This is a genomic window from Pseudomonas sp. BLCC-B112 (genome assembly GCF_028550695.1).
GTDB classification, from domain to species: domain Bacteria; phylum Pseudomonadota; class Gammaproteobacteria; order Pseudomonadales; family Pseudomonadaceae; genus Aquipseudomonas; species Aquipseudomonas danubii.
The window spans coordinates 200,864-213,648 of sequence record NZ_JAQQGK010000008.1 but is presented as its reverse complement, the minus strand read 5'-3'; the positions used below and the strand labels follow the sequence as shown (position 1 = coordinate 213,648).

The 12,785-nt window shown below is 60.8% G+C and carries 12 protein-coding genes; 10 read left to right on the top strand and 2 right to left on the bottom strand.

Features of this window, described 5'->3' with window-relative positions; translation table 11 throughout:
- Nucleotides 1-121: 121 nt before the first annotated feature.
- Entirely contained in the window at nt 122-1,042 is a 921-nt protein-coding gene (locus tag PQT43_RS21915; RefSeq protein WP_170001477.1) for a LysR substrate-binding domain-containing protein, read from the bottom strand.
- A gap of 225 nt (nt 1,043-1,267) precedes the next feature.
- Between PQT43_RS21915 and PQT43_RS21910 the strand changes: the two genes are divergently transcribed.
- From PQT43_RS21910 to PQT43_RS21875, 8 genes are all read left to right on the top strand, one after another.
- Complete coding sequence (locus tag PQT43_RS21910; RefSeq protein ID WP_272754568.1) at nt 1,268-2,062, top strand: ABC transporter ATP-binding protein; 795 nt, start codon at nt 1,268-1,270, stop codon at nt 2,060-2,062.
- Between the two features lie 49 nt (nt 2,063-2,111).
- On the top strand, nt 2,112-2,885 hold the full coding sequence (locus tag PQT43_RS21905) for a transporter substrate-binding domain-containing protein (protein WP_102880847.1): 774 nt from the start codon (nt 2,112-2,114) through the stop codon (nt 2,883-2,885).
- Nucleotides 2,886-2,936: 51 nt separating this feature from the next.
- Complete coding sequence (locus PQT43_RS21900) at nt 2,937-3,650, top strand: ABC transporter permease (RefSeq protein WP_047305985.1); 714 nt, start codon at nt 2,937-2,939, stop codon at nt 3,648-3,650.
- A gap of 9 nt (nt 3,651-3,659) precedes the next feature.
- The gene (locus PQT43_RS21895) at nt 3,660-4,364 is read left to right on the top strand and encodes an ABC transporter permease (RefSeq protein ID WP_267268860.1); all 705 of its coding nucleotides are present in this window, start codon (nt 3,660-3,662) and stop codon (nt 4,362-4,364) included.
- A gap of 43 nt (nt 4,365-4,407) precedes the next feature.
- Nucleotides 4,408-5,589, top strand: a complete 1,182-nt coding sequence (locus PQT43_RS21890; RefSeq protein WP_267268861.1) for a pyridoxal phosphate-dependent aminotransferase — start codon at nt 4,408-4,410, stop codon at nt 5,587-5,589.
- A 109-nt stretch (nt 5,590-5,698) separates the two neighbouring features.
- The gene (locus PQT43_RS21885; protein WP_103740483.1) at nt 5,699-7,444 is read left to right on the top strand and encodes an amidohydrolase; all 1,746 of its coding nucleotides are present in this window, start codon (nt 5,699-5,701) and stop codon (nt 7,442-7,444) included.
- Nucleotides 7,444-8,370 carry a CobW family GTP-binding protein gene (locus PQT43_RS21880; RefSeq protein WP_267268862.1) on the top strand — a complete coding sequence of 309 codons (927 nt, stop codon included), beginning with the start codon at nt 7,444-7,446 and terminating at the stop codon, nt 8,368-8,370. Before PQT43_RS21885 ends, PQT43_RS21880 begins: the two co-directional genes overlap by 1 nt.
- 166 nt (nt 8,371-8,536) lie before the next feature.
- Nucleotides 8,537-9,238, top strand: coding sequence for a hypothetical protein (locus tag PQT43_RS21875; protein WP_213665915.1), 702 nt, complete (start codon nt 8,537-8,539; stop codon nt 9,236-9,238).
- A gap of 97 nt (nt 9,239-9,335) precedes the next feature.
- Here PQT43_RS21875 and glyA read toward each other — a convergent pair whose 3' ends face one another.
- Nucleotides 9,336-10,691 carry a serine hydroxymethyltransferase gene (gene glyA, locus PQT43_RS21870; RefSeq protein ID WP_253084942.1) on the bottom strand — a complete coding sequence of 452 codons (1,356 nt, stop codon included), beginning with the start codon at nt 10,689-10,691 and terminating at the stop codon, nt 9,336-9,338.
- A 532-nt stretch (nt 10,692-11,223) separates the two neighbouring features.
- Between glyA and PQT43_RS21865 the strand changes: the two genes are divergently transcribed.
- Together PQT43_RS21865 and PQT43_RS21860 are read left to right on the top strand one after the other, a co-directional pair.
- Nucleotides 11,224-11,826, top strand: a complete 603-nt coding sequence (locus PQT43_RS21865; RefSeq protein ID WP_110596366.1) for a helix-turn-helix transcriptional regulator — start codon at nt 11,224-11,226, stop codon at nt 11,824-11,826.
- Complete coding sequence (locus PQT43_RS21860) at nt 11,813-12,697, top strand: queuosine precursor transporter (protein WP_253084943.1); 885 nt, start codon at nt 11,813-11,815, stop codon at nt 12,695-12,697. The genes PQT43_RS21865 and PQT43_RS21860 overlap by 14 nt, the downstream gene beginning before the upstream one ends.
- Nucleotides 12,698-12,785 lie beyond the last annotated feature (88 nt).

The following is a 12,785-nucleotide window of genomic DNA, read 5'->3' as shown; positions in this document are numbered from 1 at the left end:
CTACTCCTCTTGTTCTTATGCGTCCGGACGACACCCTGCGCCCGGCTGATGTCGAAGGACATTAGTCGCTGCACCCGAGGCGCAACAATCGAAAAAAATCGCGGCGATTGCTCAATAAAATTCACGCTTTGCCGTTGCGGCGCGGCTCCGGGTGCAAGCGGGTGATGCCCTGCAACTGGGATTTGACCCATTCGCTGAAAGCCAGCACCACCGGACGCTCGGCCTTGAGCAGATCGGCCACCAGGTAGTAACCGCGGTTGGATTCGATTTCGGTGCCGAAGGGTTGCACCAGTTGCCCCCGGGCCAGGGCCTCGCCGCTGATCAGGTTGTCGCCCATGGCGATGCCCTGGCCGGCGATGCAGGCCGATTGCACGAAGTGCGCGTCGGCGAAGATGATGCCCCGGCGCACATCGACATTCGGCGCCCCGGCCGCCGCCAGCCAGACCCGCCAATCGGAGTAGTCGATCATGTGCAGGAGCAAGGCGTGATCGAGCCCGTCGAGGGTTTTCAGGCCGCCCATGGCATTCACCAGGCTCGGGCTGCACACCGGGAAGTAACGCAGGGAAACGATCTTCTGTACATGCTGGTTGGGCCAGTCGCCCATGCCGTAGGCGACGAACAGATCGACGCTGCTGTCGCTGGTGTCGCCCGGAGTGCGGGGTGACACCAACTGCAGTTCCACCTGGGGATACAGCGCCTGGAACTCGGCGATATGGGTGCACAGCCAGTAGGTGGCGAACCCCGGCGGGCTGCTGATGCACAGCCGGCCACTGACCTGCTGGCCATCGGAACGCTGCCCGGCCTCGAGGATATTGGCCAAAAGCAGGTGAATGTCCCGAGCGTAGCGCTCGCCCTGATAGGTGATGCGAATGCTGCGGCCCTGGCGCTCGGTCAGCGCAAACCCCAGGGTCTGCTCCAGGCTCTTGATCTGGTGGCTGATGGCACTGGGGGTCAGGTTCAGCTCATTGGCGGCTTCGGCGACACTGCCCAGGCGGGCCACCGCGTCCAGCGCGCGCAGGGCGGTCATGGAGGGATAACGCATACCGATCAGGCCTCGACTGCAAAAAAACGAGTGGCAGCACCATAGCTGCAAACGTGGTCCGGCAATAGTCTTGTCCGTCGCCGGAAAAACCGTCCATTGCTGAAAAAAATTACCGGGTCCGGCTAAAAAAGCTCGATTGACCCCAGGCCATCGATGGCTAATTCTCCAGCCCTACCCTGTGCCGGGTACTGCCCGGCCATCGCACAATAACAAGAGGGTCGACCCTTGCAATCGCAGCCCAACTCCGTCAATCCCGTGGTGGCGATCGATGATCTGCACAAGAGCTACGCCGATCACCACGTGCTCAAGGGCATCGCCCTGCGCGCCAATGAAGGTGAAGTGGTCTCGCTGATCGGCTCCAGCGGCTCGGGCAAAAGCACCCTGCTGCGCTGCATCAACCTGTTGGAAATTCCCTGCAGAGGCAGCTTGCGCATCAATGGCGAAGAGGTGCGCATCAAGACCGATCGCGCCGGCAACCCCCAGGTCGCCGACCCGGCCCAGGTGGCACGCCTGCGCACCCAACTGAGCATGGTGTTCCAGAGCTTCAACCTGTGGCCCCATCGCACCGTGCTGGAAAACGTTATCGAGGCGCCGGTGTATGTCCTCGGTGAAGATCGCAAGGATGCCATCGCCCACGCCGAACACCTGCTGGAAAAAGTCGGCCTGGCCAACAAACGTGACACCTTCCCGTCCTTTCTGTCCGGTGGCCAGCAGCAGCGTGTGGCCATCGCTCGGGCCCTGGCCATGCGCCCCCAGGTGCTGTTGATGGACGAACCGACCTCGGCCCTGGACCCGGAACTGGTGGGCGAAGTGCTCAAGGTCATCCAGGGCATCGCCGAGGAAGGCCGCACCATGATCCTGGTGACCCACGAGATGGCCTTTGCCCGGGATGTGTCGAGCAAGGTGATGTTCCTCCACCAGGGGCTGGTGGAAGAGGAAGGCCCACCGCAACAAGTGTTCCTCAACCCGGTCAGCGAACGCTGCCGGCAATTCGTCATGGCTCAGGAAAACCGCGTCTGACGTCCCGCTTCAATCCTTGAAAACAACAACTTCGATAAAGGGTAAAGCCATGAAAAACCTGCTCAAGGTGCTTGCCACCGGTTGCCTGTTCAGTGCATTGGCCAGCCACGCCGTGGCCGCCGACAAGATCGTCTTCGGCATCGCCCTGGAACCCTACCCGCCGTTCTCGATGAAAAGCGGCAACGGCAACTGGAGCGGCTTCGAGCCGGAGCTAATCCAGGCGCTGTGCGAGCGCATGCAGGCCCAGTGCCCGCTCAAGGAAGTGGCCTGGGACGGGCTGATTCCGGCCCTGCAATCGAGCCAGATCGACGCCATCCTCAATTCCCTGAGTATCACCGAGGAGCGTGAGAAGGTCATCGATTTCTCCGCGCCTTACTACCAGACCCCGGCCATGTGGGTCGCCGACCAGAGCCTGGAGCTTGCGACCACTCCCGAAGGCCTCAAGGGCAAGCTGATCGGCGTGCAGGGTTCGACCTCCAACGCCACCTTCGCCAAGACCTACTACGGCAAGACCTCGACCCTGCGTTACTACACCACCCAGGACGACATGATCGCCGACCTGCAGAGCGGGCGCATCGACGTGATGCTGGCCGACGCCCTGACCATCGAGCCGATCCTCAAGACCGCGGCCGGTGCCGGCCTCGCGGACAAGGGCCTGGCGCCGAAAGACCCGCTGTTCGGTTCCGGCATCGGCGTCGGCCTGCGCAAGGGTGACAGCGCCCTGCAACAGCGGATCAACACCGCCCTGGCCTCGCTCAAGGCCGACGGCACCTACGACAAGATCCGCAGCCGCTACTTCAGCGTCGACATCTCTGCCAACTAAGCCGTCCGGCGCGCCCGTTTGCGCGGGCCGCCGGCGTTGACTGGATACGTCATGATTTCTCTGTCCGACCTTTCCCAACTGTTCGTCGCCGACGGCTGGCTCGGTGCCCTGGCCCAGGGCGCGCTGGTGTCCCTGCAGATTTCCGCCGGGGCCTTCGTCCTCGGCCTGGGCATCGGCCTGCTGGTGGCGATGATCAAGCTCAAGGGCCCGCGCTGGCTGGTGAAACTGGCCAACGTCTACACCACCCTGTACCGGGCCATGCCCGAGCTGCTGCTGATTCTGTTGCTGTACTACGCCGGCACTGACCTGTTGAACATGGCCATGGCCGCCATGGACCGTCCGAGTGTCACGGTCAACGGCTTTATCGCGGCGGTACTGGTGCTGGGGATTGTCCAGGGCGCCTATTCGGCGGAGATCATCCGCGGCGCGATCCAGGCCATTCCCCACGGCCAGATCGAAGCGGCGCGGGCCTACGGCATCGAGCGCTGGCTGCTGGTGCGGCGCATCCTGCTGCCGAGCATGCTGCCCTACGCCATGGCCGGGCTGTCGAACCTGTGGCTGGTACTGGTCAAGGACAGCGCGCTGATCAGCATCGTCGGTTACAGCGAACTGCTTTCAGTAGGCAAACAGGCGGCCGGTTCCACCAAGCACTACCTGGTGTTCTACCTCGCGGTCGCGGCTTTCTACTTCGTCATCACCCTGGTGTCCGGCAGCCTGTTCCGTGTGCTCGAACGTCGCACCAACCGCTGGCTGCCCCAGCACTAGGAGACTCGGATGGACTTTTCCTGGATCAACGGTTTTTCCACAGAGCTGCTGCGCGGCCTGGGCATCACCCTCAAGCTCCTGCTGCTGAGCGGAATCTGCGGCTTTGCCCTGGCGGTGGTGGTGGGCCTGGGCCGGGCGTCGCGCAACCCTCTGATTCGCGCACCGATGCAGTTCTATATCAGCGTGTTCCGCGGTACGCCGCTGCTGGTGCAGATCTACATCCTGTATTACGGGGTCGGCAGCCTGTTCGCCGCCTACCCGCCGATTCGCGGCAGCTTTCTCTGGCCCTACCTGCGTGAAGGCTTCTGGTACGTGGCCCTGGCCCTGACCCTGAGTGTCGGTGCCTATGTCGGTGAAGTGCTGCGCGGCGGCTTGCGCGCGGTGCCCCGGGGCGAACTGGAAGCGGCCCGCGCCTATGGCATGGGTTACTGGCTGACCCTGCGCCGGGTGTGGCTGCCCCGGGCCCTGGAGCTGGTGCGCCCGACCCTGGTGGGCGAATGCGTGCTGCTGCTCAAGGCCACTGCGCTGGCGTCCACCGTGGCGGTCACTGATTTGCTCGGCGCCGCCAACCTGGTGCGCGCCCAAACCCTGAAGGTCTACGAGCCACTGCTGGCGGTGGCGCTGATCTACATCATCCTGGCCTTCGCCATTGAGCATCTGTGCGCACGCCTGAGCAACCCCGAACGAAACCGGGCCCCCCAGCGTCAGGCCTGAACCCATTGATTGCACGGGCAACCAAGCCCGTGAGGAGAACAACATGCGTTACTCACCTTTCGTTCAGCGCATCAGCGGCGAATCCGTCAGCGCCTGGGATATTCACTACGCAGCCATCGAGGCCCGGGGCCGTGGCGAGGATGTGATCGTCCTCAGCGTCGGTGATCCGGACTTCGCCACCGATGCGCGCATCAGCGCCGCCGCCAGCGCTGCCCTGGAGCAAGGCGACACCCATTACACCCATGTCCTCGGCCGCCCGGCCCTGCGCGAGGCGATTGCCGCCAAGCAGCGGCGCCTGCTGGGCATCGATGTCAGTGCCGATAACGTGGCCCTGGTGGCCGGTGCACAGAACGGTCTGTTCGCCACCTGCCTGTGCCTGTTCGGCAGTGGCGACGAAGTGCTGGTGCCCGAGCCCATGTACCTGACCTACGAGGCCTGCGTGCATGCCTCCGGGGCGCAGATCGCCTGCGTCCAGCAGCCGGCGGCCAACGGCTTCCGCCTGACCGCCGCCGCGCTGGAAGCGGCGCTGACCAACAAGACCCGGGGCATCGCCCTGGCCACGCCGTGCAACCCCACCGGCAACGTCTACAGCCGCGAGGAGCTGGAAGCCGTGGCCGAGGTGGCGCGCAAGCATGACCTGTGGGTGATCTCCGACGAGGTCTACGGGCAACTGACCTATGACCGCGAACACCTGAGCATCGCCTCAATGCCAGGCATGGCCGAGCGCACGGTGATCCTCAACAGCCTGTCGAAAACCCACGCCATGACCGGCTGGCGCGTGGGCTGGGTGATCGCCCCACCGGCCTTGGTCGGGCACCTGGACAACCTGCTGCTGTGCATGCTCTACGGCCTGCCCGGGTTTATCCAGGAAGCCGCGCTCAAGGCCCTGGAGCTGGATGAAGAAGTGATCGGCAGCGCTCGCGAGGTCTATCGCCGGCGCCGCGATCTGGTGGTGGCCGGCCTCAAGCCGGTGCAACTGCTCGATTGCCGCGAGCCCGAGGCCGGGATGTTCATGCTGGTGGACGTGCGTCGTACCGGGCTGTCGAGCATGGATTTCGCCTGGCAGCTGTTCCGCGCCACCGGGGTCTCGGTGCTCGACGCCCAGGCCTTCGGCGCCAGTGCCGAGGGCTTCGTGCGGATCTCCTTCACCGTCGCCGACGACGTGCTCAAGGACGCCTGCCAGCGCATCGCCGGCTTTGTCGAAACCCTGGGCGCACAACGCTGAATGCATGACCCGGGCCGCCCCGCGGCCCTCGTACCTCTGACAAGAACACTGCTGCGCCTTACTTTTTTGCCCACCTTTGAAGGGCCCCCCTGCTTGAGAGGTTGACCCCGTGACCGCTTCCGACCAATTCAACTCCACCCATAGCGCCGTCGATCAATACGCCGAACTGGTGCTGCACAACGGCCGGATGTACACCCTCGATCCGGCCCAGCCCTGGGCCGATGCCGTAGCGATCCGCCAGGGCAAGCTGATCGCGGTGGGCAGCCTCGCCTCCCTGGCTTCGCTGATCGGGCCCAACACCCGTCAACACGATCTGGATGGGGCCTTCTGCATGCCCGGCCTGCACGACATGCACACCCACCCGGACCTGGCCCTGGCGCCGCGCTACGCCGACGATCTGGACGTGGGCATCGAAGACCCGACTCCCGAGCAACTGGCCGCGGCGATCCACGCCTATGCCGACAGTCACCCAGGCGATGGCTGGATCTACGGCCAGTACTGGGTGCGCTACACCTTCCGCGAAGCCGGCCTGACCCCGGGCCGCGAGTGGCTCGACAGCGTCATGCCGGACCGTCCGGTGGCCCTGCTGGACCGCATGTGGGGCACCATGATGGTCAACTCCAAAGCCCTGGAACTGGCCGGTATCGACCGCCACACCAGCGACCCGCGCAACGGCTACCTGGAGCGCGATGAACTGACCGGCGAACCCAATGGCCTGCTGATCGACGGCGCCTACGCCCTGATCCACGCCGCCATGCCACCGACTCCGGTGTCGGTGCTGCGCCGCGCCTACCGTGATGGCGTGCACTTCCAGACCTCTCGCGGCGTCACCGCCACCAAGTACGTGCACGTCTGCGAGAACCGCCTGCAAGCCCTCAAGGAACTGGACGATGCCGGTGAGCTGACCCTGCGGGTGGAGGCGGCCATCAGCTGGCAGGACGATATCTTCCCGGTGCGTCGGCGCTGGGAGCTGCTCAGCGGCGAGCGGCATTTCTATCGCAGCGCCCGCCTGAATGCCAACGCGGTGAAGTTCCATTTCGACGGCACCGTGGAGCCCAAGTCGTCCTACCTGCTGACCCCCTGGCCGGAAGAGTCGAGCTGGCGCGGCAAGCTCAACCTGACCCCGGAACACATCACCGACATGGTGGTGGACATGGACAAGCGCGGCCTGCGGGTGATCGCCCACTGCACCGGCGACGGCGCCTCCGACGTGTTCCTCGACGCCGTGGCCGAAGCCCGGCGGCGCAACGGCAACAGCGGCATCCGTCACCAATGCGCCCACAGCACCCTGCTGCACCCGGGCAACCTCAAGCGCTTCCAGAGCCTGGACGTGATTGCCGAGTTCTCCCCGGCGGCCTGGTACCCGACGCCATTCGCCAGCGGTGCGCGTTCCGGCTACGGCCAGGAGCGCCTCAAGCGCATCTATGACTTCAAGGGCGTGCTGGCGGCCGGCGGCATCGCGGTGTTCGGCACCGACTGGCCGGTGGCGTCCATCGACCCGTGGCTGGCCCTGGAAACCATGGTCACCCGGCAGAACCCGTGGAACCAGGAACCCGACACCTTCGGCGACCCCATCAGCCTGGAACAGGCCCTGCAAGTGGCGACCCTCAACGGCGCCCACGCCATGGGCCTGGAACACCTGACCGGCAGCCTGGAGGCTGGCAAGTCGGCGGACCTGATCGTCCTCGACCGCAACCTGTTCGCCCAGGACGCGCGCAACTACATCCACCACACCCAGGTGCAACTGACCTTCGTCGAAGGACAACTGGTCTACGACCGCCAGGGCATCTTCAGCGACACGCCGTTGCAGGCGGTCTGGGAAGGCCTGCCGCCGGTGATCGAGGGCAAGGAATAATGAACAGCACCCCGAGCATTCCGGTCACCGTGGTTGCAGGCTTTCTCGGCGCTGGCAAGACCACCCTGCTCAACCGCATGGTGCAGCGCGCCGACAGCGGCCGGCTGGCGGTGATCGTCAATGATTTCGGCGAGCTGAACATTGATGCGGCGATCATCGCCGAGGTCACCGACGCGGTGTACAGCCTGCAGAACGGCTGCATCTGCTGCACCGTGCAAGAGGACCTGCTGGCGCAACTGGTGAGCCTGTCCAAGCTGCGCCCGGCCCTGGAGCGAATCGTCATCGAGTGCAGCGGCGTCTCCGACCCGCAGCGTATCGTGCAGACCATCGGCTACCCGCAACTGCGCAACCGCCTGCACCTGGACGCGGTGATCACCCTGGTGGATGCCAGCGGTTATCAGGACCTGGAAGGGGAAATGGCCCGGCTGTCCCGGGCCCAGGTGGCCTGCGCCGACTGGGTGCTGCTGAACAAGGCCGATCTGGTGAGCGCCGAGCAGTTGCAGAGCATTCGCGCCAGCCTCGGCCACCGCGCCCCGGTGTTCGACACAGTGCAAGCCGAACTGCCCCCCGAGCTGCTACTGGCGCCGCCGGTTCGCTCCACCGAAGTGCTGTTCAAGGCCCTGCCCCAGGCCCACGACGAATTGTTCGAAAGCTGGGTGTGGAAAAGCTCGCGACCGCTGCAGCCCAAGGCTTTGCGCGACTGGCTGGCGCGCCTGCCCGCCGATCTGCTGCGCCTCAAGGGCCTGGTGCGCCTGGAAGGCAATGAACAACCCTACTGGTTGCAGCATGTGGGCAACCGCAGTCAGTTCACCCTGGCCACAGGGCAGCCCACCGAGCATGCCGCGCAGTTGGTGTTCATCGCCCGCCGGGGCAGCGATCTGCGTCAGGAACTGGAGGCTGGGGTCAGCGATACACAAGTGCTTTGAACGACAGGGAATCTGTGGCGAGGCGGCCGGTCTGATGAGGCGCGGCTGCCGGGCCGTCGCTTGGTCCGTGACAATAGTGTCCGGGTCCAATAGATTAGGCGCCCCCGAAAATGCCCCCCCGGGCCTTTCGCGCCTCAAACCTGTTAAACCAAGTAGTGGATGTTCAATGCCTGATTCCAACACCGAAGAATCCGTGATCGCCCTGTCCAACAAGGCCGAATACGAAAACGCCATTCATCTTTCCCAGCACGTGTCCCAGGCCAAGACCATCAGCGAGATGGTGCTCGACGCCTTCCACAGCTCGAAAGAAAGTGACCAGATTCGCGAACTGCGTGCTGCGATTCGCCAGGCCCACGACCGCTTTGACGACGACACCGCCTATGAACTCATGGGCCAGCTCAAGCAACTCAAAGACGCCGAGGCCGCCGACTTGGCCGCCCTGGAAGACCTGAGCAAGAAATTCCCCATCAGCCGGATTCTCTCCAGCTACAAGGACGACCCGGACTTCCAGGAACTGGTCTACGGCCTGGCCCTGAAAGTGCTGAACCAGACGCACCAAGCCATCAGCAACCCCAGCGGTGGCAAGAGCAAGGCGCGGCCGAAGAAGGAAATGGAAGTGTTCGCCATCAGCAAGGACGGCATCAGCGTCACCCTGCCGATGCGCCCGCGCTCCAAGGCCAACGTCGACCGTGAAGCCTTCGAATTCCTCGGTTTCAGCTTTGTCGGCGAAGGCGATGAGGCGGAACTGGAAAGCGAAATGTTCCTCGACAAGAACGGCAACGAGCAGCAAGCGACCCGCAAGAACATCGTCACCGCAATCCAGCAACAGACGGCGTTCGAAGGCTACAGCGCGCAGCAACAGCTGTAACCCGGCCCTGTAGCGAGCTGCTCGCGAAGGCACCAGCCCGCCCCGAGCAGCCAAGAAAAAGCCCCGTACTTGCGTGTGAAGTCGGGGCTTTTTGTTTTCAGCGATCCCCGTACTCACGGATCGGGTACATCGTGCACAACGCTTCGGTCTGTTGCCGGAACTGCTCCTGCAATACGGGCTCCAGGGTGTATTTCTGCTCGCCGTGGGGCTGCACCTGATCGAGTATCCGGCACACCAGGTCGACGATCTGGCGACACCCTTGGGCGTCCACGTAGCGCTGGGCGATGGAGCCGGTGCCGATACACAAGCCATTGGCGGCAAATGATGATCGGTTTTCCCTCGGACCGCGTTTTTTGCTGACGATGATTCCACACTTCTCCAGCGCCGATTCGGCGATGGAGCCGCTGATGCCGCCACGCAAGCGCAGCAGGATCGTGTGATTTTCCGTCCCTCCTCCCACAACCTCGTAGTCCCGCGCCATGAACGCGCAGGCCATTTCATCCGCCGTGGCGCGAATCCGCCCCATGTAGGCATCAAACGGCGGGGACATCGCATAACCCAGCGCGGCCGCCTTGGCGGCAATCACGTTGACCGCAGGCGCGCCTTGCATACCGGGGGAAACCGCTTGTTCGAGAACCCGGCGAAAACTCGACCTCAGTCCAGGCACTTTGGTGTCTGCATCACGACCGGAAAGAATCAGACCTCCACGCGGGCCGGCGAGCTGCTTGTGGGTGCAGGTGATTGTGACGTGCGCGGCATCGATCGGGCTCGGATGGCGCCCTGTGGCCACCAGCCCGGCGATATGGGAAATATCGGCAAGCACGATGGCACCGGCCTCATCGGCAATGGCACGAAAGCGCTGAAAGTCCACGACCCGAGAATGGGCCGTCGCCCCGCAAATGATGATCCGCGGACGATGGGCCATCGCCAGTTGGCGCACTTCTGCGTAATCGATCTCCCCCTGGGATGTGGTGCCGTAGCGAATAGCCTTGTAGTTGGCCTCCGTGAAGGCTTCCACTCGGCCATGTGCAAGGTGCCCACCCTGTTCGAGGGCCATGCCCAGGATCGTATCCCCCGGCTCGGCCAGCGCAGTCAGCACCTGGTAAATGGCATTCGAGGCCGAGTGTGATTGCACGCAGGCGTATTGGGCAGAGAACAGCTCCCGAGCGCGTCGGATCGCCAGAGCCTCAACCCGATCAACGTTCTCACACCCACTATAATGACGCCGGCCGGGAGCGCCCTCGACCGTGACGTTGACCAGCGCCGAGGCTGATGCCGCCAAGCTCCGGGGGCCGGCCGCGCAGGAAGATGAAACCAAAGACAGTGTGCGGTGTTGGCGCGTGACTTCCGCGTCCAGGATGCTTGCCAGCTCGGCGTCTTCAGCGCGCAGATCGGCCAAGCCACGTCGCAGCAGGTCGGCCTGGGTCCTGAGTGGTTCAGTGTCAGCTGCCATTCTTCTGTGTCCCTTCCTTGTATGTTGCGCGCCACGAACGACAGCACGCTTCCTGGATATCACGTTCGTTTGCCTGCATCGGGCTTATCCAAGCCTCGACGTCAGACTCTATAAGGCGCAACAAAATTAATCAAAGAATTAAACATTTTCCAAATTAAATGCTGCTTTTCTGCCCAGATAAAAACATCAGCCCTGTACTGTTGCTCAATACCCAGCAACGAGGAGCCAGGCCACGGTTTTTTGGGGCTTTATTCCCCGGACTGACGCATGTAACACTTACCCACCGCGGCGCCCTTACGAATCGTGATTTCTCCCACGATTTGATCGCCCCACATACCAACAGCAGAGCAACCCAGGACGGATGCACGCTGACTAAAGGAGTAGTAGCGAATTGGTAAATATCAAAAACTAACCTGCCCACTTTCGCTGCAGTAGCCCAGCGCTTGGCATAACACATGCCGAGAGCCATATACGGCATAACTTCTATAAACGTCTCGATGCCTGACGACTATAAGGAAATGGTGAGCATTTGATGCACAGAAGAGAAAGAACAGAGTATTTGAAGAGCAATATCAAATACTTGATAAAAAGTCGCGGCGAAACGCAATTATCTTTGTGCAACGCTAGTGGCCTGACCAGAACGACCATATACAACATACTGGAAGGCAAGGTTACTAATGTACAACAATCCACCATTCGAAAGATTTCCGACTTCTTCGGTGTTTCCTACGAAGAAATAGAAACCATCGACTTTGAAGAAAAGGAGATCATCGAAAGCAGCATCTCACCTCAAGGCAACATGAATCCCGCCGCTGTGCCAATCATCAAGGAAAGTCTGCTGATCGCCAATCTCGATAGACGCATCGGCGAACTGGCCACGCTTTATCCGCTGACCTATTATTTCGGCACATCTCACAACTTGATAGCGGTACTGCTTGAGAATGAAATACGTGACATGAATGAACCTGGCGACCTTTTGATCGTGCAAAAAGGGTCATCGACAGACGACAAGGAAAAACTCGTTTACGACAGGCTGACAAAGAAACTGTTCATCGTAAACACTCCGTACTCCAGCTCAGATGATATGTGCATCGTGGGAGACATCATCGAGGAGCGATTCAATGACAGCATTTGAAAGTGAAATCGAGAACAGCAAATATAAATTACTAGGCTTTGAAAACAACAAGAATCTAGCTGTGATTATGATTATCGCCACAGGCAAAGTCATCAGAATAAAGCTGAACGAAGTATTGAACAGTGAAATAATGGACAATCTGAACAAAATGGAAATCAGAAACCTGTATAAAAAATTCTATTCCCAAGGAGGAGCACTTACTGCCTACGACCTGAATGACCGCCACGAAAACTCATGGATGATTTATATCATCCTGAACCTACTACTCTTTACATTCTATATTTTCACCAGTATTGCTGCGACAAAGCCAATTTATCTGGAGTCGCTCAATATCATCATCACTCCCGGCACCTTTCTTTATCCCCTGACATTTTTGATCGTTGACCTGCTGAACGAAAACTTCGGACTCAGACTTGCAAGAAAAGCCATTTTCTTTGCTTTTGCAAGCAACGCAATGATCATCATCCTCCTTTATGCTTCGACTTTTCTCCCTGGACTGCCCGACTGGAAACTCGACAAACCTTATAACGACGTCATCATTCAGGTGACCTCCGTATTGATTGCTTCCTCTGTTTCTTTCCTTGTTTCGGAAAATGTAAACTCATACTTACTATGCAAGATAAAGGAACTGACAAACTCTAGATTCCTTTTCCTGCGTATATTTCTGAGCACCTTGTTTGCAGTGATCATCGACAGCTTCCTGTTCTGCTTCATTGCTTTTTATGGAGCAATGCAGAACAACGATATTCTGAGCATGATTTACGTTCAGATCGCGATCAAAGTATGTTTTGCTTTTTTCAACATTCTGCCTGCCTATGGTGCGCGATCACTATTCAAGAGATACGTCACAGATAACCAGGTAAGAAAATAGACATACAATAGGCGGAAGCCATTGAATTCAATACTCACCTGTTTCAAAGACAGGTGCAGTATTGAATAGCAATGGCGAGTCAGCACTT

Coding starts and splice junctions, on each gene's coding strand:
- PQT43_RS21915 (WP_170001477.1), bottom strand. CDS start 1,042: ATGCGTTATCCCTCCATGACCGCCCTGCGCGCGCTGGACGCGGTGGCC.
- PQT43_RS21905 (WP_102880847.1), top strand. CDS start 2,112: ATGAAAAACCTGCTCAAGGTGCTTGCCACCGGTTGCCTGTTCAGTGCA.
- PQT43_RS21900 (WP_047305985.1), top strand. CDS start 2,937: ATGATTTCTCTGTCCGACCTTTCCCAACTGTTCGTCGCCGACGGCTGG.
- PQT43_RS21895 (WP_267268860.1), top strand. CDS start 3,660: ATGGACTTTTCCTGGATCAACGGTTTTTCCACAGAGCTGCTGCGCGGC.
- PQT43_RS21890 (WP_267268861.1), top strand. CDS start 4,408: ATGCGTTACTCACCTTTCGTTCAGCGCATCAGCGGCGAATCCGTCAGC.
- PQT43_RS21880 (WP_267268862.1), top strand. CDS start 7,444: ATGAACAGCACCCCGAGCATTCCGGTCACCGTGGTTGCAGGCTTTCTC.
- PQT43_RS21875 (WP_213665915.1), top strand. CDS start 8,537: ATGCCTGATTCCAACACCGAAGAATCCGTGATCGCCCTGTCCAACAAG.
- glyA (WP_253084942.1), bottom strand. CDS start 10,691: ATGGCAGCTGACACTGAACCACTCAGGACCCAGGCCGACCTGCTGCGA.
- PQT43_RS21865 (WP_110596366.1), top strand. CDS start 11,224: ATGCACAGAAGAGAAAGAACAGAGTATTTGAAGAGCAATATCAAATAC.
- PQT43_RS21860 (WP_253084943.1), top strand. CDS start 11,813: ATGACAGCATTTGAAAGTGAAATCGAGAACAGCAAATATAAATTACTA.